Origin of the sequence: Acidovorax sp. sif0632 (assembly GCF_019218805.1) — a bacterium.
GTDB lineage: Bacteria > Pseudomonadota > Gammaproteobacteria > Burkholderiales > Burkholderiaceae_C > Acidovorax > Acidovorax facilis.
Map to the genome: position 1 here is coordinate 206458 of NZ_JAHUWW010000004.1, position 20812 is coordinate 227269.

Below are 20812 nucleotides of genomic sequence, written 5' to 3' on the forward strand. Positions count from 1 at the left end.
GGCGACTTCTTGATTGAAGGTGAACACCATGACAGTTGCGACGGTCGGAAAAAGGCTGGGCGGGAGCATGAGCGCGGCCGTGCTTGCGCTTGCGTTCGGCATGGCGGGTGGCGGCAAGGTGCTGGCACAGGCGGCGGCATCATCGCAGGCGGCGCCGTCGTCACCATCCCAGGGGAAGACGCTACAACGCATCCAGTCCAGCGGCGTGGTGGTCATCGGCCATCGCGAATCGTCCATGCCGATGTCCTATGTGGCCCACGGAACACCCATGGGTTACAGCGTGGATGTTTGCCTTCAGGTTGCGCAGGCGCTGGGGCGCCATCTCAAGCTGCGCGAGACCAAGGTGGCCTACCGCCTGGTCACTTCCAGCAGCCGTTTCGATGCCATTGAAAAAGGCGAGGTGGATCTGGAATGTGGCTCCACCACCAACACGGCCGCGCGCCGTGAGCGCGTGGCGTTCACCATTGCGCATTTCATTGCCTCGTCGCGCATCGTGGTGCAAAGCGACAAGCCTTATTCCCGCATCGAAGACCTGGATGGCAAGACACTCGCATCCACAGCGGGCACCACCAACATTGATTCGCTGGCGCGCGAGGCTGCCACCAAGTCGGTGCGCGTGCGCATCGAGCCCGCCAAGGATCACGCCGAAGGCTTCGGCTGGGTGGTGAGTGGCAAGGTGGAAGGCTTTGCGATGGACGACGTGCTGCTCTACGGCCTGCGCGCCAGCCACACCAAGCCGCAGGACCTGAAGGTCATCGGCAAGCCCATGACCATCGAGCCCTATGCGGTGGCGTTTGAGCGCAACAACCCCGAACTCAAGGCCGTGGTGGATGCCGAGCTGCGCCGTTTGATCCAGACCCGCGAGCTGCACCGTCTGTATGACAAGTGGTTCACTCAGCCGATTCCGCCCCAAGGCATCAACCTGGGCATGCGCATGCCGCACCTGCTGGTGGATTCGCTCAAGTACCCGTCGGACTACGTGCCGCAGTAGGCACGGTGGCGCGCGGGGTGGGCCTTCAACGCCAGGCCGTAGCCACCAGCTGGCTGTAATGCACGCCTTTGCGCTCCAGCAACTGCTCGAACACGGCCGGATTGCCCACGTTGTCGCTGCCCAGCATGCTCAGGGTTTCGGTGCACCAGGGCACGCTGGGCACCGCATCGCCCATGCGGGCGCTGAGCTGCGTCAGCGCGTCGGGCAGGCGCAGCACGCGGGCGGGGCCGTGGCCCTGTTGTTGCCGCAGGCTGGCGACGAAATCTCCCATGGTCAGCGCTTCAGGCCCCGGGCATTCAATGAGGCCCTGGGTGGCCATGGCTGGTCCCAGCAGGGCAACGATGGCAGCGGCCAGGTCGTGCACCGACACGGGCTGCACGCGCGCCGTGAGCATCGGGCCGGGGAACAGCGCCACGGGCAGGCGGGCCAGATTCATGAACAGGGCGCTGCTGTCGCCGCCTTTGCCAAACACCACGCTGGGCCGCAGGATGGCGGGGTTCAGGGCGCCCCGCGCGGCCAGGGCCTGTAAATGCACGTCGGCCGCGCGCTTGGTGCTGGCGTAGCGCGTGGTGCTGCCTTCAATGCCCAGCGCCGAGATGTGCACCACCCGTCTCACACCCGCCTGAGCACAGGCGTTGAACAAGGCCACGGGGGTGTGCTGGTGGACGGCGTCGATAGGGCGTGCGCTGCTGTCGCGCAGCACGCCCACAGCGTTGACGACGGCGTCGATCCCCGCCAGGCGTGGCAGCCACGCATCGGGCGTGGTGTCGCGGGCAAAGTCCATGGGGATCTGCAGCGGCTGCGCGGTGCGCTGGCGGGGCGAAACCCCGCCATGCACCGTGTGCCCTGCGCGGGTCAGTGCCGCTGCCACGGTGTGGCCAATGAATCCGGTGGAGCCGGTCAGCAGGATGTGCATCAACAGTGCCTTTGAAAGGAAAGAAGGTCATCGGCGGGTGCGGGTTCTTGGAGCGGTGCACGAAAAAAACGCTGAGTGCTCCGCTGCTGCCAGCGGCGCCGGGCCTGTTCATGCGCCCGGGTCAAACACCTCAAAGCGGTTGCGGCCCCCATACTTGGCGCGGTACAGGGCTGCATCGGCCGCCTGCACCAGTGTGTCAGACCCGGCCTCCGGGCGTGGGACCACACTCGCAATGCCCATGCTGAACGTGATGATGGGCGCCGTGGGGGAGCGGGGGTGGGCCAGGGCGGCATCCCGCAGGCTGTCCATGCAGCGCTGTGCCACGGTCACGGCCTCGGGCAACGGCACGTCGGGCAGCAGCAGCACAAACTCTTCGCCGCCATAGCGTGCGGCCACTTCGTCTGCACGGCGGATGGTGGCTTGCAGCAGCTGGGCCACGCGGCGCAGGCATTCGTCGCCGGCCAAGTGGCCGTAGTGGTCGTTGTAGAGCTTGAAGTGGTCGATGTCGATCAGGATGACGGTCAGCGGCAGGCCGTGCCTGCCGCAGCGCATCCATTCCGTGGCCAGCCGGTCGTCAAAACGGCGCCGGTTGCCGATGCCGGTGACACCGTCGGTGGTGGACAGCAGCGCCAGCTTGGCGTTGGCGGCGGCCAGTTCCTGCTCTTTGCGCACCAACTGGGTCACGTCGGTGCGCACACCGGCAATGCCGCCCTGGGGGGTGCGGCGTTCGTCGGCCTGTACCCACCGGCCGTCGGTCAGGTGCTGCAAAACGGACTGGATGGCGGCCTGGTGGTCGGCCACACGTTGGGCCAGCCAGGCCTCTTCGTTGCCCACTGCGTCCAGGTACTGCCCGCGCTCAACGCCGTAGCGGGCAATTTGCTCAAAGGTGCTACCGGGCACGATCATGGGTGCCGAGATGGGGTACAGCCGTCGGTACTGCGCGTTGCACACCACCAGCCGGTCGTCGGCATCGAACAGCGCAAACCCCTCGGGCAGCGATTCGATGGCGTCCTGCAGCAGTTGCCGCGCCTGCTGGGCTTCGTCCTGCGCCGCTTCGAGTGCCTGGCGCTGCTCGATAAGGTCGGTGATGTCCAGGCGCACCGCCACCACATAGTTTTCAGGGGTGCGGGTTTCGTAAATGTTGATCCAGCGCCCATCGGCCAGCCGCTGCACCAGGTTGGACGTGCGGCTGCCGTGCTCTGACAGGCGCTCGGCAATCCAGGTTTCCTCGCGGCCGTTGGCAGAGGGGACCAGCCCCCGCTGCACCGAATACCGCAGGATGTCGGCAAAGCTTTTGCCCAGATGCTCTGCGTAGTTCATGTGGGGGTACATGCGCGAGAGCTGCTGGTTAAATAGCACCAGCCGGTCCTGCTCGTCAAAGATCTCGATGCTGACGGGCAGGGCCTCCACCGCGCGCTCCAGCAACTGGCGCATGCGCTGGCTTTCCTGGCGGGCTTCCTCTGCCTTTTGGCGCTGCTCGATCAGGTCGCTGATGTCCAGCCGCACCACCACGGTCATGCCCGAGGGGGTGCGGCTTTCGTGCATGTGCATCCATGCACCATTGGGGTAGTGGCGCACCTCGGGGCCAGGGCGGTGGCCGCGCAGTGCCAGCTCGTGGGCCAGCCACAGCTCTTCCTGGCCGCGCGCTTCTTCGGGAATGCCGTGCTGGAGGCCTTCACGCAGCAGTTCTTCATAGGTCTTGCCCAGCGATGTCTGCACGGGCAGGTGCGGGCGCAGGTTGGCCATGAAGTTGTTGCACAGCACCAGCCTGTCGTTCTCGTCATAGATATCGAGGCCGGCGGGCATGGCGTCCACCGCCTCGTGCAGGCGGCGCTCTGCGCGTTCGGCGTCGGCCAGCGCCTGTTTCAGCGCGCGTTCCTTGTGCACGGTGTCGGTGATGTCGGTGCGCAGCACCACCACGCCGCCGCCGTCGAGCGTGCGCTCGGTCAGCTGCATCCAGCGGTCGCCCCGCACCTCCTGCACTTCGGGGCCGGACGGTGACCGGTGGCGTTCCATGCGGCCCGCCAGCCAGGTTTCCAGGTCTGGCCGCGCGTCCCGGATCTCGCCCGAAGCGGCGGCCCGGCGCAGTACGTCTTCAAACCGTGTTCCATAGTCCACCGCCATCGTGATGCCCGGGGCCACCTCGCGGTAGCGTGTGTTGCACAGCACCAGGCGGTCGTCCGCGTCGTAGATGGCCAGGCCGTCGGGCAGGATGTCGAGCGTGGCCGACAGCTGTGCGCTGGCCTGCAGGGCTGCCTGCTGTGCAGCCTCTGCCGCCACCTGGCAGCGCTGCGCACGCCGTGCAAGCTGCCAGTGCAGGCCGGCCATGGCCCACAGCGCCAGCCCGGCAGCCACCAGCGCAGCGCGCACTGGCGCCTCCAGCACATGGCTGGCCAGCGCCCAGGCCAGCAGCCCCAGCCCACCCATGCCGCAGACCCCGCACACGACCGCCGTCAGCAGAGCCGGAGGTTCTTCGCGCGCTGGCGGTGGAGCAGGGGGCATGGTTGGTAGGTCCCAGGTTCGCAGAAAGTCTAGCAGTGCGCCCCTGTTTGCGGTACCGGCAAATGCGGCAAGGCTCCAAACCGCCTAGACTGCGGCTTCCGCCCGTTACCGCCCTTGTTGGCCCCCTCTTCTTTCACCCTGGAGAAACCGATGCTCACTGAAGACCTCCACTCCGACGCACGCGCGCTTTTGCCTGGCCGCACCACCGAGGCGGGCGCCACCCGACGCACGGCGCTACAGACCGCCCTTGGCCTGGGCTATGCGGCGGCAGCCGCACCCATCATGGCGCAGACGGCCATCGCCACGCCCAGCGACGGCCTGACGGCCGGGGAGGTGAGTTTTACGGTCAACGGCTTCAAGGTGCCCGCCTACCGCGCGGCACCTGCCGGCAAGACGGGCCTGCCCGTGGTGCTGGTGATCCAGGAAATCTTTGGCGTGCACGAGTACATCGCCGACACCTGCCGCCGCTTTGCCAAGGCAGGCTACCTGGCCATTGCGCCCCAGCTGTATGCGCGCCAGGGCGACCCGTCGCAGTACACTGACATTGCCAAGCTCATGGCCGAAGTGGTCTCCAAGGTGCCTGACGCCCAGGTGATGGCCGACCTCGATGGTGCGGTGCAATGGGCCACTGCCAACGGCGGCGATGCCGCGCGCATGGGCATCACCGGCTTTTGCTGGGGCGGCCGTATCACCTGGCTGTACGCAGCCCATGGCCCCGTGAAAGCGGGCGTGGCCTGGTACGGCAGGCTGGTGGGCCAGGCCAGTGAGCTGACGCCCAAGCACCCCGTGGAGATCGCCCCCATCCTCAAGGCCCCCGTGCTGGGCCTGTATGGCGAAAAAGATACCGGGATACCCCTTGACACGATTGATAAGATGAAAGCTGCCCTGGCCAGTGGCTCGCCGCAGGCCAAGGCATCGGAATTTGTGGTGTACCCCGACGCGCCCCACGCCTTCCATGCCGACTACCGCGCGAGCTACCGCAAGGAAGCCGCCGAAGACGGCTGGAAGCGGGCGCTGGCCTGGTTCAAGACGCACGGCGTAGTCTGAGAGGCTGAGAGTCTTTTGCCTATGCCCGCCTTGTGCGCCAAAACACCGCTGCTCGTCGTTGCAAATGCTCGCCATAGCCCGAGCTATGGCTGCGCTTTGCGCCTCGATCAGCTGCGTTTTGACGCACCGTTCGGGCTCGGGCAAAAAACTCTCAGCCTCTGAGCCGGTACCCTGCAATCCGCCCGCAGCCGCCCCCTCACCGGGGCGGCTTTTTTAATCTCGCGTCCGGGGCGTGGGATTTGAACGAAAATAAGCTCTGTGGCTTATCTATAAAGCGTAAGAAGCTATGACTTTAGTAGCAATCATCTTGGCCACGCTGGCTGCGGGCATTGGCAGCGTGTGGCTGGCCGCACTGCTGATGCGGCTGGGCCTGGGCGGGCGCACCGACAGCGTGGGCCCCCAGCACCTGCTGAGCCTGGCCGCGGGCGCCCTGCTGGCCACGGCCTTCATGCACCTGCTGCCCGAGGCGTTCGAGAGCCAGGCGGGCGCCCACGACCTGTTTGCCACCTTGCTGGTGGGCGTGGTGTTTTTCTTCTTGCTGGACAAGGCCGAGCTGTGGCACCACGGGCATGAGCACAGCCACTCTGCGCCAGCCGCGCAGGTCCATGCCCACGGCCATGGGCATTCCCACGATGCCCACCACGGCCATGACCATGGCCATGCGCACCACCACCATGGCCCGCGCTCGGGCGGCTGGGCCGTGTTGACCGGCGACAGCGTGCATTGTTTTGGCGACGGCATCCTGATCGCCTCGGCCTTTCTGGCCGACATCCGCCTAGGGGTGATCGCCGCCGTATCGGTGCTGGCGCATGAGGTGCCGCACCACATGGGCGACCTGGTGGTGCTGCGCCAGACCAGCCCCAACCGCCGCATGGCCCTGGTCAAGGTGTCGCTGGCGGGCGCGGTGACGGCGCTGGGCGGCGTGGTGGGCTACTTCCTGGTGGGGCAGCTGCAAGACTTCTTGCCCTACTTCCTGGCCGTGGCGTCGAGCAGTTTTGTGTATGTGGCGCTGGCCGACCTGATCCCCCAGCTGCAAAAGCGCCTCACGGCGCGCGAAACCATTGCGCAGATCGCCTGGCTGATCGCAGGCATGGTGATCGTCACGCTGGTGAGCGGCGCGGCGCACGCGCACTGACACCCTTGACCTGGCTCAAGGCCGCGCCAGGTGGTTGTGCCATTCTGGTGAGATGACTTCCCCCCACGCCGCCCCCGCCACCCTGGGCCTGCTCGCCCAGCCCACGCGTTTTCTGTTTTTTACGGGCAAGGGCGGCGTAGGCAAGACCTCGTTGTCCACGGCTGCGGCCATTGCCCTGGCGGATGCTGGTCGGCAGGTGCTGCTGGTTAGCACCGATGCAGCCTCCAACCTCGATGAAATGCTCGGCGTGCCGCTGTCCAACCAGCCGGTGGCCGTGCCCGGGGTGCCGGGGCTGCACATGCTCAACATCGACCCCGACACGGCCGCCGAGGCCTACCGCCAGCGTGTGCTGGCGCAGCTGGAGTCGACGGCCACCAGCGACGAACGCGCGACAGTGCGCGAACAACTCTCGGGCGCCTGCACCACCGAGATCGCGGCGTTCGACGAATTTGCAGCGCTGCTGGCCAGCGAGGGCAGCGCCATCGGCCACGTGTTCGACCATGTAGTGTTCGACACCGCGCCCACCGGCCACACGCTGCGCCTGCTGAGCCTGCCCAAGGCCTGGACCGGATTCCTGGCGGGCAACGACCGGGGCGCCTCGTGCCTCGGGCCGCACTCGGGGCTCAAGATGCAGGAGGCGCGCTTCAACGCCGCCCTGGCCGCGCTGAGCGACCCGGCCCTGACCACCGTGGTGCTGGTCACCCGCCCCGACCCCCGCCCCATGCAAGAGGCTGCGCGCACCGCGCTGGAGCTGCGCGCCCTGGGCCTGGCCAACCAGCGCCTGGCCATCAACGGCGTGTTCCATGCCAGCCAGCCGGGGCATGACGCCGTGGCCGATGCAATCGAGGCCCTGGGCCGTCAGGCCATGGACCAGATGCCCGATGCGCTGGCGCACCTGCCCCGCGACGAGGTGCCGCTGCGCGCCTTCGACACTGTGGGTTTGCCTGCGCTGAGGGCCTTGCTGGCGGGTGGCGCGGTGCCATTGAGCGCGCCCTCTGCCGTTGTCGGCGCGTCGTTGCAGGCCGAACCCCTCTCGTCCCTGGCTGATGCACTGGCCGCCAAGGGCCGCGGCCTCATCATGGTGATGGGCAAGGGCGGCGTGGGCAAGACCACCATCGCTGCCGCGCTGGCCGTGGGCCTGGTGCAGCGCGGGCACAGCGTGCACCTCACCACCACCGACCCGGCAGCCCATGTGCAAAGCCAGCTCGACGGCAGCCTGCCGGGTCTGAAAGTGGGGCGTATCGACCCGCAGGCCGAAACCCAAGCCTACATCGACAAGATCATGGCCACGCGCGGCAAGGCCCTGGACGACGCGGGCCGCGCCCTGCTGCTGGAAGACCTGCAATCGCCCTGCACGGAAGAGGTGGCCGTGTTCCATGCCTTCAGCCGCGTGGTCAACGAAGCGCGCAGCGCCTTTGTGGTGCTGGACACGGCGCCCACCGGCCACAGCCTGCTGCTGATGGACGCCACCGGCGCCTACCACCGGCAGATGACGCAGCAGTACGAAGGCAGCGCAAACTCCAAACACATCATCACCCCGCTCATGCGGCTGCAGGACGCTGACATGACCCATGTGGTCATCGTCACGCTGCCCGAAGTCACCCCCGTGAGCCAGGCGGCAGCGCTGCAGGACGACCTGCGCCGCGCCCACATCGAGCCATGGGCCTGGGTCATCAACAAAAGCGTGGCGGCCACGGGCACCAGCGACCCGCTGCTGCAGGCCCGCCTGGTCGGCGAGCAACAGCAGGCCGCGCGCATTGCCAACGGCCTGGCGCAGCGCACTTATGTGCTGCCCTGTCTGGCTACGCCGCCGGTGGGGGTGGCTGCACTGGGCCAACTGGCGTCGGCGCCCCCAGCCACGATCCGTTGAGGCAAACAGGAATAGGGAATGGGGGGGCAAGTGCCAAAGAAAAATAGCTGCCAGCGCTTATCAGTAAAGCGCAAGCAGCTATATTTTTAATAGCGAATGCCGGGCGGTGTGCCACCGCCTTGCGGCATCGCTGAGGTCAGAGCATGGTTTCGCGCTGTTGCTCGGCGCGCGATGCGCCAATGGCGGTCTCCACGTTCTTGACCTCTTCGGGAGGGGGCAGCACGGCAGGCAGGCCCAGCGCCTCCAGGGCCAGCTCGCGACACCAGCCCTTGGTGTGGTACAGGTGGTGGTCCTCGTCTTTCTCCACCGCCTTGTGGGCCGATTTCAACGTCTGGCCCACGTCGCCCGTGGCCACCTCGGCCACCTTGCCCAGCAGCTCCCAATTGGCGTGGTCTTTCGTCTCGGCGTGCACTACGCATTCACAGGCCACCAACTGGGCGGCGGCGGGGTTGCCCCCCTGTTTGGCCAGCAGCATGGCCTTGACCAGGGATTCGCCGATGTGTTTGACCACCGCCCGACTGGGCGACTGCGCATCGGGGTCCAGCCCCAGGGTGTCGCACAGGCTGCGCACCACGTCCTGGTGGGTCAAGGTTTCTTCCAGATAGCTTTCCCATTCCTTCTTGAGATCGGGGTTCACGGCACAGGTGAGCGCGGTGCGGTACACCTGCTCGCCGCCGAGTTCGGTTTCCATCATCTGGAGCACAAGATCATCAAGCTGGTGGCTGTCATAGTGGGCTTTGGGCATGGTTTCTCCTTGGGTGGTGGGGTTGGCAACGGGATGGATGCGTCATGCGAGAGTGCGGACCTTGGGTTCGCGCTCCCACTGGCGGGTCTGTGCGGCGGCGATGAAGCCCTGCGCGTCGGCGGGGTCCACCACGCCTGCGTCGGGCTCGATGCCACCGGCTTGCAGGATGGCCTGGGTGCCCTTGCAGGCGGCAATCGCCTTGAGGTGGCCGAACGCGTCGCGGAACCAGTCCACGGCGGCGGCCTCTTTGGCCAGCAGTGCGCCCATGTCGGGCGACAGGATGGAGGCCACAGCGTCAAACACAACCGATGGCGTGCCTTGCAGCTGTCCGTCGGCGGGCAACAGCGTGCCGTCTTTCAGCACGGCTCCGCCCACCTTGGGCGACACGATCTTGACGGTGGCGCCCACCTTCTCCAGCGCCTTGCGCAGGTTGGCCACCGTGTTGCCGTTGGAGCCATCGGCCACCAGGATGCCGATGCAGCGCCCCTGCAGCGTGGGCTTCATGCGGTCGATGATGCGCAGCGCAGGTGAAGGGGGCAGGTCCTGCACTGGCTCGGCGGCAGTCGGGGCGGGGGGCAGCGCCTGCATGCCCAGGCCGTCGGCCACACGCTGGGCGAGGTCGGTGTCTACATGCTGCAGGTGGCCCACCACGGCTTCACGCACATGCACGGTGGCTACCTTGGACAGCTCGAATACCAAGGCCGACGCCATGTGTGCCTGCTCCAGCGGGCTCTGGCTGCGAAAGAACATGCGCGCCTGGCTGTAGTGGTCGGCAAAACTCTCGGGGCGGATACGGCCTTTTCCTCGGCCATCGCCGTCGTCGGCCTGAGCGAAGTGGCGGAAGCCTTGTGCCAGTGAGGCGCGTGGCGTGTCACCCTGCAGGCTGCTGGGTTCGTAGGCAACGCGGCCCTTGGGCACCTGCATCTGCATGTGACCGTCGCGCTGCATGTTGTGGAACGGGCACTTGGGCGCATTGATGGGGATCTGCGTGAAGTTGGGCCCGCCCAGGCGGGACAGCTGCGTGTCCAGGTACGAGAACAGGCGGCCCTGCAGCAGCGGGTCGTTGCTGAAGTCGATGCCAGGCGGCACGTTGGCGGGGCAAAACGCCACCTGCTCGGTTTCTGCAAAGAAGTTGTCGGGCCAGCGGTTGAGCACCATGCGGCCAACAGGCTGCAGGGGCACCAGTTCTTCGGGGATGAGCTTGGTGGGGTCCAGGTGGTCGAACGGGAAGCGCTCGGCGTCTTCTTCGGTAAAGAGCTGCACCGACAGCTCCCATTCCGGGAAGTCGCCCGCCTCGATGGCTTCGAACAGGTCGCGCCGGTGGAAGTCGTTGTCGGCCGATTGCAGCTTGACGGCTTCGTCCCACACCGTGGACTGGATGCCCAGCTTGGGGCGCCAGTGGAACTTCACGAACGTGCTGTCGCCCGCAGCATTGACGAGCCGGAAGCTGTGCACGCCAAACCCCTCCATCATGCGCAGGCTGCGCGGGATGGTGCGGTCGCTCATGGCCCACATGATCATGTGCATGGTTTCGGGCATCAGCGAGACAAAGTCCCAGAAGGTGTCGTGCGCACTGGCCGCCTGGGGGAACGCGCGGTCGGGTTCCATCTTCACCGCGTGCACCAGGTCCGGGAACTTCATCGCATCCTGGATGAAGAACACGGGGATGTTGTTGCCTACCAGGTCCCAGTTGCCTTCGGGCGTGTAGAACTTGACGGCAAAGCCGCGCACGTCACGCGGTGTGTCCACCGATCCCGCACCGCCTGCCACGGTCGAAAAGCGCGTGAACACGGGCGTCTGCACGCCCACTTCCGTCAGCACCTTGGCGGTGGTGTATTGCTTGAGCGAATGCGTGAGTTCAAAGAAACCGTGGGCTGCCGAGCCGCGCGCATGCACGATGCGCTCGGGGATGCGCTCGTGGTCAAAGTGCGTGATCTTCTCGCGCAGGACGAAGTCTTCGAGCAGCGTGGGGCCGCGTGGCGACGGGCGCAGGGAATTCTGGTTGTCTGCCACCGGGATGCCCTGCTGCGTGGTCAGCACCGGGTGCTTGCCCCCGGCTTGCTGCTGCAATTCGCCTGCGTTGCCGCGAAATGTGTCTGACTGGGTGGAAGAGGGCAGGGCAGACGGCGATTTTTTTGCCGCGCCGCGCGAAGTGGGGGTTTGGGCCATGGGCGCTCCTGGGGGTTCTGGGTAATGAAACAAGACCAACCAACATCGTTGGACCCCCGTGCTTTTCGAGGAGTAGGACGCCGCCCCATCCGGGCGTCGTCGTCGTCAGGCAATGGCCCGTTGCCTGTGCGCTAAAGCCTCTCGGTGTTTGCTACGCTTGCGCCCATCCTGCAGGGCCCATTGCCTTGTGGCGCGACCCTCTCCTTTGCCCTTGCCAGACTGATCCATGTTCTACGCCATCCCCCTCGAAAACCGGCCCACCTGGCGCAACCCGCCCTGGATGACGGTGCTGCTGATCCTGGTGAACATGCTCGTGTTCTGGGGCCCGCAGCGCTCGGAAGAAAAGGCGCAGGACCGGGCGGCCGCCTTCTACGTGGCCAGCCCCTTGCCCGCCATCGAAGTCCCGCGTTTTGTGGCCTGGCTGGAAGAGACCGGCGACAAGCACCTCAAAGAGGCCCGCGCCCTGCAAAAGGCGGGCGACCATCGCATGCTGTTGCGCTGGATGGAGCAGGAAGACGGCTTTCAGCAGCGGCTGAAAAGCCCGCGCTTTGTGCCACCCGAAGACCCGCAGTACACCGACTGGAATGCCGCGCGCACTCAGTACGAAGCCCGGATGCCAGCCCCCTTCACCCGCAAGTGGGCGCAGAACTTTGAAAAAGACGCGGAGTTGCGCCCCGTCACCTGGCTCACGGCCACCTTCTTGCACGGCAGCACCGGGCACCTCATCGGCAACATGGTATTTTTGTTTCTGTTCGGCTTTTCGGTGGAGCTGGCACTGGGCCGGGGCTGGTACCTGGCGTTTTACCTGCTGGGTGGCCTGGGCGGCTCGCTGCTGGCGGGCTGGGCCTATGCGGGCATGGGCAGCTACGGCCTGGGCGCTTCGGGCGCCGTGTCGGCCCTGATGGGCATGTACGCGGTGCTGTACCGGCTGCGGCGCGTGCGGTTTTTCTACCAGCTGTTTTTCTACTTCAACTACGTGACCGCACCGGCGTTGCTGCTGTTGCCCGCGTGGATTGCCAACGAGTTGCTGCAGCACTGGCTGAGCGGAAAGGGCGTGGCCTACATGGCCCACCTGGGCGGGCTGGTGACCGGCGCATCGCTGATGGCGCTGGCCATGCTGCTGCGCAAGAAACCGATGGTAGTGCCGGTGACGCAGGACGCCGCGCTCGACGACGGCTTTGACGCCCATGTGGCCAACGCCCAGCGCCTGGCGCAGGGCATGAAGTTCGAACAGGCCCTGGCCCAGTGGCGCGCTGCAGCCAAGCTGCGCCCGCAAGACCAGGCGGTGCTCAGCGCCTGGTTCAAAACGGCATCGCTGTGGCCCGACGGCGAAGACTTCCACCGCGCCGCGCGCCGCATCTTTCGCCTGCACGCCCACGACGAGCAGACGCTGCAGTTTCAGCACGCCAGCTACCGCACGTATTTTGAAAAGGCCAAGCCCGGTGCCCGTTTGCAGCCGGACGACATGGCCCGCCTCTCACGCCGCTTTGCGCGTGCGCAGCAATGGGGCGATGCCGAAAAGCTGTTCAACGCCTTGCACATGACTGCCCCCACGCACCCCGAGCTGGGCGAGACGCTGGGCATGCTGGTGTCGGCCTTATGCCATGCGGGGCGGCGCGAGCAGGCGGCTGCTTTGGGACCGCAGCTGAAGCAGCTGGCGCCTGGGAGTGCGGCGCTGCGGGGCCTGGGGTGAGGATTGTTGTTGGTAAATGTGGTGCTAGCGCTTATTGAGTAGGCGCAAGCAGCTATTGAATTAGTAGCAATTTCCGAAATCGCATTGCTAGTTTCTATCGGTTGGGCTGAGCTGGTCGGAGCCTGGTCCACCAGCCCATCAATGCCGATGCGCCACCTGCTGCAGATGCCCGGCAGGCCCCTGGCTGTATCCCCCCATCGGCCCTCCAGGTGCAGTAGGAGGCGCAGCCGGTGGCGCCCGCCGCACGCGCGGCACCACGCTCAACTGCACGGTGTCCAGCACCGGTCCCGGCACCACGTTCAGCGCCTTGCGCGGCAAATCAATCAACTGTTCCGCATGCCACACCCGCACCTGCGCGGCACCATCCGGCACGCCCGCAAAGCGGGCAATGCCATCGGCATCGGTCTTCAGCGTCCAGCCCGAATCCGTCACAAACACATGGCCGCGCATGGAGCCGTGCAGGTGGCATGACAACAGCACCACCCCCGGCGTATCGAGCTTGACCTCGAAGGAGTTGGCAGGCTTGCCGTCGGCCTTGCCCGCCAGGCGCAGTTCAAAACCGCTGTTGGCTGTGCCCGCCGCAGCCGCCAGGCCCGCCGCCGCACCGCGCACGTGGTGGTCCCAGCGGTCCTGGTTGGTAAAGCGCACCGTGGCACCGGGCTCGACCACCGTGACGGCGGGCACAAAGCGCATCTTTTCCTGCTCGATGGTGGGGTTGGCCTGCAGCAGGCTGGGCGATGTGCCGCCCGTGCCACCGGGGTACACCACCACCACGGCTTCGGGCACGGGCTTGCCGTCGCGGTCCAGCACCTGGATTTGAACATTTCCGGCGCTAGCGCTTGCCCACAAAGCGCTAGCAGCTACAAAAATCATAGTATTTTTCATAGGTACATTCTCAGCGGATGGTGATCACATCGCGGTGCATGGGCGCCAGCAAGGCCAGCAGGCGGTTTTGCTGTGCGAACGGTATGCCCTGGGCATCCATGGCGCTTTGCAGCACCTCCACCAGGGCGTTGAAGTGGCCCTTGGTGATGTCCATGTCGGCATGGGCTGATTTCATGTCAGCGCCTTCATATTTGCAAGGGCCACCGCTGAGCTGGCAGATCTGGTCGGTCAGGCTTTCCTTGAGCGCGGCGGGTTTGGTGTCCTTGAAGTGGCCGCCGATGCGTGGGTCCACCACCAGACGGTTCACAAAATCGTCCATCAGGCGCGTGATGCCGGGCTTTTCACCCAGGGCCTGGTAGAGGCCTGCAGGGGCCGTGGCATTGGCGGCGCCGGTCTGGGCCAACGCTGGCTGGGCCAGCAGGCCGCCCAGGGCGAGTGCAAGGGCAATGAGGGTTTTGGGGTGGGTCATGGAAAAGTCTCTTCAGAAAGCGACCTGGGCCGACAGGTAGTAGCCCGTCTGGCGGCGGTGGTTGGTGATGCCCGGCACGATGCGGCCCAGGTCTACATAGGCCAGCGTCAGTGACAGGTTCTTGCTGGGCGCCCAGGCGATGAAGATGTCTTTCCAGTCGTCCTCGCGCAACGCGGCGCCCAGGCCGGCGGCGGCGCCCAGCGCCTGCAGGTTGTTGGGTTTGAAGCGGACTTCGGCGCCCACCGCCAGGTTCTTGCTGATGAGGTACGCCACCGAGAACTCGGGCTGCAGGCTGCGGCGGTTCTTGCCGGGTGCGGCAGCGCCAAAGCCCAGCAGGCCGTTCTGGTTGGCGTTGGTGGAGCGCAGCGTGCCGTTGACCAGCAGGCTCTGCGCCAGCAGCAGCTTGGTGGCGCTCACATACACGTCGGTGCCGATGGTTTGGGTGCCCAGAAAGTCGAGCACCGACCCGATGGAGCCAGGGCGCACGCGCTTGTGCTCCAGCCCCACGGCGATCTGCGGCATCCAGCTGTCGGCGTTCAGCACAGCATCGCCTGCCACCTTGACTTTGATGCCCACGATATCCATCTGGATGTGCTGCCCGGGGGTCACGCCAAACGGCGCAATGCCATTGAGCGCGATGGCGGGTGATGCGTCAAAGTCCTGCCGCGCCAGCGACAGCTCCACCCGGTCATGCAAACCCACCGCAACACCGTAGCCATTGAGGCCGTAGTCCTGCGTGGCGGCGCGCGTGGCGTAGCCGGAAAAGCCCACCTCGCCTTCGGTGGCGTTGCTGCCGATCACCGCCCAGGGGGTGAGCCCGCCACCGGCCGACCCGGCGATGGTGCTGACGCCCCCTGTGAGCAGCAGTTTGCCGGTGTCGGCATGGGCCACAGTGGCGGCCAAGGCAAGCGTGGCGGACACCGCAAGCCAGCGTGGATTCTTCATGGGGTCGCTCCTGGGTTGTAAATAAATGCTACACCGGTGGAGGTACGTCAGGGCGCCTCCAGCGGATGCACATTCCAGAGCGCTGCCGAGGGTCTTTGAACCACGCCGCCGCTGGCGCGGTGGCTCAGCCCGAAAAAGCGATCCGCTGCACCGTCCAGTACAGCGACAACACCAGCAGCGCCGCCGAGCCCCCCCGCACCACCACCGTGCGGTAAAGCGCCCAACGCGCCAGCACCAAGGATGCAGCACACCACAGGGCCACCACCAGGAGCTGCCCCGCCTCGACCCCCAGGTTGAACCCCGCCAACGCCCACACCAGCGAGCTGCCTGAAATCCCTGCTTCCACCAGCACCCCCGAGAAGCCGAGGCCGTGGATCAGGCCAAAGCCCAGCGCCAGCCAGTGGCCGCGCAGGCCCCGGACGGGGAACAGATTCAGCAGCGCCGAGATACCAATGCTGATCGCAATGGCAGGTTCCACCCAATTGCCCGACACCGTCACCCAGCCCAGGCCCGCCAGTGCCAGCGTGACCGAGTGGCCCAAGGTAAAGAGCGTGACGGTGAGCAAAAGCGCCTTCAGCCCGGTACGGCGATCCAGAGCGTCAGTCGTCCGGGACGCAGGCAGCTGCTTTGTCATCGGTTGCGGGCTGCGAGGCAGAGGCTGTCGCACCAGCGAAATGGGCAGCAACAGCGCCAGCAAAAAGGCCAGGTGGTCATAGCCTTGCAGAATGTGGTGCACCCCTTCGGCCACAAATTGCAGCAGTGTTGCCACACCACTGCGTGGGGATGCGGGCTCCTGGGCGTCTGCACCTCCAGCCCCTTGCGCACCTGGCTCCCATTGGGGTGCGACACCGCTGCCTGCGGATCGCAGGTCGGTGCTGGCGCGCCCATCGGGGGCCAGCACGGCCGCCAGCGGCTGGCCGCCGAGCACACCGCCCACCAGCAGACGGTGCGTGGGGTCGATGCCCTGCATCAGCCCGTAGCGCAGGGTGACTGCCTGGGCGGGCGCACAGGGGAGCGTGGCAGCCAGTCGCGCGTAACGGCCATCGGTGCGCTGCTCCAGTGCTTCAAAGCGCCAGGCGGGGGCCGTCGCCGTTCCATCGCACTGCCACAACATGCCATGGCCCACCCACTGGGCCATGGCGGGCACGGACTGCCGCACCTCCCCCCAGGTGAGCTGGCGGTCGCCATCGGCATCGAGCTGCTCCAGCGCGGCGTCCACATCCTTCAACGCCACCGACAGCACCAGGCCTACCGATGCGCCTGCCCCTGCAGCGCCCTCAGGCGCCGGGGCATCCGCCACCCGCAGATAGGCGTCGCTGGCCTTGTGGGCCCGTGCGCTGGGCACCAGCGCCGCGGCAAGCAACACGACCGCCACCATGGCTCGCAGGGGGGCCGTTGTCCAGTGTTCGCAGCGCATCATTGGCCTCCCCGGGGTTGCCAGCGCGCCAGGCGCACGTCCTGCAGCCCGGTTTGCAGGAGGGCCTGCCGCACCGCCTGGTGGGCGGCAGCGTCGCCCGATTGTTCAGAGGTCTGCAGTGCAAGCCACCAGTCGAGTGGCTCTTTTTGCAGGGCAAGATTCGTGCGGGCCGCCTTCCACGCGGCGGCGGGTTGCCCTTGCAACCACAACGCCAACAGGGCGCGCTCACGGGCATGGGCATCCAGCCCCTCACCGCGCGCCACGATGGCGGCAAACCGCGCTTCCAGGTCGCGCGCCAGGGGCTGCCACGCGGCGTCCCCCATCAGCCGCAGGGCCTGTGCGCGCCGCAGCAGCACGGCATCGCTGTCGGGCTGGGGCCTGAGTACCTCCAGCGCGGCGCTCGCACGGTTGCGGCGCAACAGCTGGTCGGCATAGGCCAGCGCGGTGTAGCCGTCGGGGGCATCGGCCAGGCTGCGGCGGTAGGCAGCGTCGGCGGCATCATCGCGCCCTGCGCGCTCTTCGCTCTCGGCCAGCAGTGACCCAATCCAGGCCCGCTGGGTGGCATCCCCCGCAGCCTGCTGCCACAGGGCGGTGAGACCGCTGCGCGCAGCATCGTGCTGACCTTGAAGTGAACGGGTTTCAAGCAGGCAGGCGGTGGCATGCAGCGTGGCGCCATAGCGCGCCACGTTGCGACAGGCGGCCTCGGCGGCCTCATAGCGCGCGGCCACACGCTCCAGCGTGGCCAGCGTGAGCCAGCCCTGCACCTGCGCGGGGTTGGCCTGCAAGGCACGCTCCAGCGTGGCGCGCGCTGCTGCAAATTCATGGCGCCCTTGTTCCACGGTGGCCTGCAACACCAGCAGATCGGCGGGGGCATCGGCCTGGCCCCACCAGCGCGCCAGGGCCGCTTGAGCCCGGCCCAGGTAACGCGGGTCCGCCGTCTCGCGTGACAAGCTGATCCAGCGCCGGGCGATGGTGGCGGCGGTCTGGGGGGTTGCGGGGGCTGCAGCCACGCGTTCAGGCAGGCGCTCGACCACATCGGCATCCAGGCCGGGGGGCAAGTCCTGCGGCAAGGCCGCTGCGGCCGTGCCAGCCCAGAACATCAGGTGCAGGGCCGCGCACACAAGGTGGGAAGGTTTCTTCATGGGCTCGTGAAAACAAACGGGTATGGGAGGAGGCAGACTCACCCACGGATACCCCTGGTTACGCCCATTCAGGGCGCTGCCAGGGGCATCGCGCGAAGGTCAGAGCCGCGAATCGGGCTCTTCGGTCTCGGTGCTGGACAGCACCAGCTGGTCCACCGCCTGAGGCTCGGTGGTGTCCGACGCGCCGCTGGCCACAATGGGCTGCACGTAAGCGAACGCGTTCACCATCACGGGGCCCCCATTGCCAGGGTCTGCCGTGTTGTCACCGCCTCCGCCCCCGCCGCAGCCGGTGATGGCCAATGCCGCCACCGAGGTGAGCGCCAGGTGCTGAATCCGAAGGTTTTTTTGCATGGTGTGGCTCCTTCGGATCAGAAGTTCTTGGCACCGGGCAGCGGTGGGTTCACGTAGGGGAAGGCTGTGCGGTAGTCGGTGGCCTTCGTGCGTGAGCCATCGACAAATGCAACGCCTCCTGCCGGGGCGTCACCGGGCTTGCAGCCCACCTTGAGTGCGTCCGAGGCACCGGTCACCGTGCACAGCGCACCCATGGCCACACGCAGGGACACGTCCACCACATCGTCGCCCAGGCGGCGCCCGTTGGGGAAGCCTGCCGCATCGCCGGCGACCACGCCCAGGGAGCTTTGTGCAGCCACTGGCGTGGCCGCAATGCCGGTGTTCAGGCGCAGCATTTCGGCCAGGGGCCCGCCTGCGCCCAGGCCGGTGATGTTTCCGGGGCGGTTCACCGTGGGCAGGCCCGTGAGGAAGGCCGTCATCAAATCCGTGCGTGGGAAGTTGGTGGGGGCCTTGGCGCCAAACAGCGTCTCGACCAGCGCGGGCAGCGTGGGGTGTGTCACATAGTCCGCAAAGTTGGCGGCGTCGTCCTTGGGCTTGGACGCGTTGAACTTGTCCTTGTCCTTCAGGCCGATCACCACCTCATTGACCAGCGGCATGCCCAGGCGCGAGACCTGCGTCCATGCGCCACCGGCCTTCTCGCTGGCCTGCAGGCCCGAGTCCGGCTTGCCGTTGAGCAGGCGGGCCTGGCGCAGGCTGGCAGTGGTCCAGCCGCCAATGACCTTCTCGCCCGATGCAGCCGTGAGGCAACTGGTGGGCACTTCCACTGACAGCGAGGTCACGTTCTTGTCGGCAATCTGGCCGGCACCAAAAGCCGCTGCATTCGACTCGCTGGTGATGACCGCAGCGGGCGCATTCACCAGGTCAAAGATGGTGCCCAGCGACACAGGGAACGGGTCCTGCCGCTGGCCCACAAACACCTTGCCGGGCGTGGAGCAGCCGGGGATGTTGATGCCATACACATATTTGCTGGCATAGGCGTCGTAGGCAGCGGCATTGCCCAGGGATTTTTCTCCGATGTAATCGATGGGCTTGGTGAAGGTGGTGCCCCCGCCAGCCATGCTGATCTGCTCGCGCTTGCCGGTGCGGCGGTCACCGCGCACGATGAACATCTCGTACTCTTCCCGGTAGGCCAGCGGGTCGGCCGCCGCGCCGCTGATGCCACCGGCGTTGCGCAGCGGGATCGCTACCTTCTTGCGGGCACCGTCAGGGCCGATGTCGAGGGTGATGCCGTTGCCACCGTTGTTCAGCGTGTTTTTGAAGCGGAACTGGAAGGTGATGTCCTCCGCCGCGTCGCCGTTGTTGTCGATGTGGATCTCATACAGCGCATTCGGGTCCAGGCTGAAGTAGTTGGGGCCGCCATAGGCATCCTGCAGCGGCAGGTAGTTGGCGATCATGGTGACAAAGCCCGCGCGGCCCGGTTCGTAGCTGTTGAACAGGTAGAAATCGGCGCCGTCAACCTTGGGCTGGGTCGTGATGAACGGTGCTTCGCGGTGGCTGGACGCCAGGCTGACGCCCGCTGCGCTGGCCGCCAGGGCAGCCAGCACGGCCAGACTGATTCTTCTCAATGGCATGGAGATCTCCTCGTAGGTGGATAGAGAGGTGCCAAGCACCCCACCACCTATACGGCGAAGAGAACCCTCTGGATTCAGCGGCTGCGACGATTCTTTGTGGAAGGCGTCCCGCCGCCCCATGCGGCAACCCCACGCGGCAATCCCATGCAGCAGCCCGCTGCGTGCCGTTCAGGTGGCCTTGCGGATCAGTGCGCCCTTGAACAGCACCGGCCCGGTCGGGCCTGTGGCGCTGGGTACGCCGCCCAGCGGCTCCAGGCTGATGGCCAGTGTGGGCACTTCCTTCACATCACCTTCCTGGGCCACCAGCTTGAGCAGCTTGTCATGCCCCAGCACACCGAGCGAGCGTGGGCCTTGGCCGGGTGGCAGCGCCCACAGTTGCAGCGACTTGTCCGCCCCCTCCTGAAAGCCGCCCACGCGCTGCAGCACCAGCTGGTTGTTCTTGGGGTCGAAGGTGACCAGCATCGACGCGTCCGCCTTGTCGTCGGCCAGCACGGCCACGTACTGGATCTGGGGTGTGGCCTGCAGTTGCTGCTGCAGCGTGGCAATCTGCGCGCCGGTGGTGGCACGCAGGCCACCATTGACCTGCACACCGACCACCACGGCCGCCAGCGTGGCGATGGCCCCCGCAGCGGCTGCACCGCGCCACACCAGCAGGTTGCGCCACCAGCCACCGGGGGCCGCAGCAGCCGGGGGCACACGCGCAGCCTGCATGGCCGCCGCAGCCTTGTCGGCCTGCACGAGGTTGTCGATGCGGGTCCACACGGCGGGGGCGGGGTCGATGGCAGGTTGCAGCTCGGTCAGGCCCGACCAGCGGGTCTGCCACACCAGGGCGGCGGCGCGCACGGTGGCGTGTTCGCGTGCCAGTGTTTCAAAGCGGCGGCGGGCGCCGCCGCGCAGCGTGCCCAGGGCATAGCTGGCGGCCAGGCGGTCGAGCAGGTCGGGGTGTTGGGTGATGTTCATGGTG

Annotated in this window: 17 protein-coding genes; 5 read left to right on the top strand and 12 right to left on the bottom strand. The window is 66.7% G+C overall.

What is annotated here, in order from left to right; genetic code table 11:
• Positions 1 to 28: 28 nt before the first annotated feature.
• Positions 29 to 991 carry an amino acid ABC transporter substrate-binding protein gene (locus KW832_RS14630; RefSeq protein WP_218300504.1) on the top strand — a complete coding sequence of 321 codons (963 nt, stop codon included), beginning with the start codon at positions 29 to 31 and terminating at the stop codon, positions 989 to 991.
• Between the two features lie 25 nt (positions 992 to 1016).
• On the opposite strand, the gene KW832_RS14635 is transcribed toward KW832_RS14630, so the two are convergent.
• On the bottom strand, positions 1017 to 1907 hold the full coding sequence (locus KW832_RS14635; RefSeq protein ID WP_218300505.1) for an NAD-dependent epimerase/dehydratase family protein: 891 nt from the start codon (positions 1905 to 1907) through the stop codon (positions 1017 to 1019).
• Positions 1908 to 2015: 108 nt separating this feature from the next.
• Positions 2016 to 4409, bottom strand: coding sequence for a GGDEF domain-containing protein (locus KW832_RS14640; protein ID WP_218300506.1), 2394 nt, complete (start codon positions 4407 to 4409; stop codon positions 2016 to 2018).
• 150 nt (positions 4410 to 4559) lie between these two features.
• Here KW832_RS14640 and KW832_RS14645 point away from each other — a divergent pair, with 150 nt between their 5' ends.
• From KW832_RS14645 to arsA, 3 genes are all read left to right on the top strand, one after another.
• Positions 4560 to 5456, top strand: a complete 897-nt coding sequence (locus KW832_RS14645) for a dienelactone hydrolase family protein (RefSeq protein WP_218300507.1) — start codon at positions 4560 to 4562, stop codon at positions 5454 to 5456.
• A gap of 286 nt (positions 5457 to 5742) precedes the next feature.
• Positions 5743 to 6591 (top strand): ZIP family metal transporter, encoded by an 849-nt coding sequence (locus tag KW832_RS14650; RefSeq protein ID WP_218300508.1) that lies wholly within the window; start codon positions 5743 to 5745, stop codon positions 6589 to 6591.
• 52 nt (positions 6592 to 6643) lie between these two features.
• Entirely contained in the window at positions 6644 to 8461 is a 1818-nt protein-coding gene (gene arsA / locus KW832_RS14655) for an arsenical pump-driving ATPase (RefSeq protein WP_218300509.1), read from the top strand.
• 136 nt (positions 8462 to 8597) lie between these two features.
• Here arsA and KW832_RS14660 read toward each other — a convergent pair whose 3' ends face one another.
• Complete coding sequence (locus tag KW832_RS14660; RefSeq protein WP_055400597.1) at positions 8598 to 9206, bottom strand: hypothetical protein; 609 nt, start codon at positions 9204 to 9206, stop codon at positions 8598 to 8600.
• A 42-nt stretch (positions 9207 to 9248) separates the two neighbouring features.
• The gene (locus KW832_RS14665; protein WP_218300510.1) at positions 9249 to 11375 is read right to left on the bottom strand and encodes a catalase; all 2127 of its coding nucleotides are present in this window, start codon (positions 11373 to 11375) and stop codon (positions 9249 to 9251) included.
• A gap of 226 nt (positions 11376 to 11601) precedes the next feature.
• Here KW832_RS14665 and KW832_RS14670 point away from each other — a divergent pair, with 226 nt between their 5' ends.
• Complete coding sequence (locus KW832_RS14670) at positions 11602 to 13068, top strand: rhomboid family intramembrane serine protease (RefSeq protein ID WP_218300511.1); 1467 nt, start codon at positions 11602 to 11604, stop codon at positions 13066 to 13068.
• A gap of 138 nt (positions 13069 to 13206) precedes the next feature.
• Here the strand turns inward: KW832_RS14670 and KW832_RS14675 are convergent, their stop codons facing one another.
• The 8 genes from KW832_RS14675 to KW832_RS14710 all read right to left on the bottom strand — a co-directional run bounded on the left by KW832_RS14675 (position 13207) and on the right by KW832_RS14710 (position 20808).
• Positions 13207 to 13878 (bottom strand): plastocyanin/azurin family copper-binding protein, encoded by a 672-nt coding sequence (locus KW832_RS14675; protein ID WP_121420817.1) that lies wholly within the window; start codon positions 13876 to 13878, stop codon positions 13207 to 13209.
• Positions 13879 to 13963: 85 nt separating this feature from the next.
• Positions 13964 to 14422: a group 1 truncated hemoglobin gene (locus KW832_RS14680; protein WP_121420816.1), complete on the bottom strand. Its 459-nt coding sequence runs from the start codon at positions 14420 to 14422 to the stop codon at positions 13964 to 13966.
• Between the two features lie 12 nt (positions 14423 to 14434).
• On the bottom strand, positions 14435 to 15367 hold the full coding sequence (locus tag KW832_RS14685; RefSeq protein WP_218300512.1) for a DUF3034 family protein: 933 nt from the start codon (positions 15365 to 15367) through the stop codon (positions 14435 to 14437).
• A gap of 124 nt (positions 15368 to 15491) precedes the next feature.
• Entirely contained in the window at positions 15492 to 16784 is a 1293-nt protein-coding gene (locus KW832_RS14690; protein WP_218300513.1) for a HupE/UreJ family protein, read from the bottom strand.
• Positions 16784 to 17926, bottom strand: coding sequence for a hypothetical protein (locus KW832_RS14695; protein WP_218300514.1), 1143 nt, complete (start codon positions 17924 to 17926; stop codon positions 16784 to 16786). Before KW832_RS14695 ends, KW832_RS14690 begins: the two co-directional genes overlap by 1 nt.
• Positions 17927 to 18025: 99 nt before the next feature.
• Complete coding sequence (locus tag KW832_RS14700) at positions 18026 to 18277, bottom strand: hypothetical protein (protein ID WP_218300515.1); 252 nt, start codon at positions 18275 to 18277, stop codon at positions 18026 to 18028.
• A gap of 17 nt (positions 18278 to 18294) precedes the next feature.
• Complete coding sequence (locus KW832_RS14705; protein WP_218300516.1) at positions 18295 to 19848, bottom strand: DUF4331 domain-containing protein; 1554 nt, start codon at positions 19846 to 19848, stop codon at positions 18295 to 18297.
• Positions 19849 to 20016: 168 nt separating this feature from the next.
• The gene (locus KW832_RS14710; protein WP_121420811.1) at positions 20017 to 20808 is read right to left on the bottom strand and encodes an anti-sigma factor domain-containing protein; all 792 of its coding nucleotides are present in this window, start codon (positions 20806 to 20808) and stop codon (positions 20017 to 20019) included.
• Positions 20809 to 20812 lie beyond the last annotated feature (4 nt).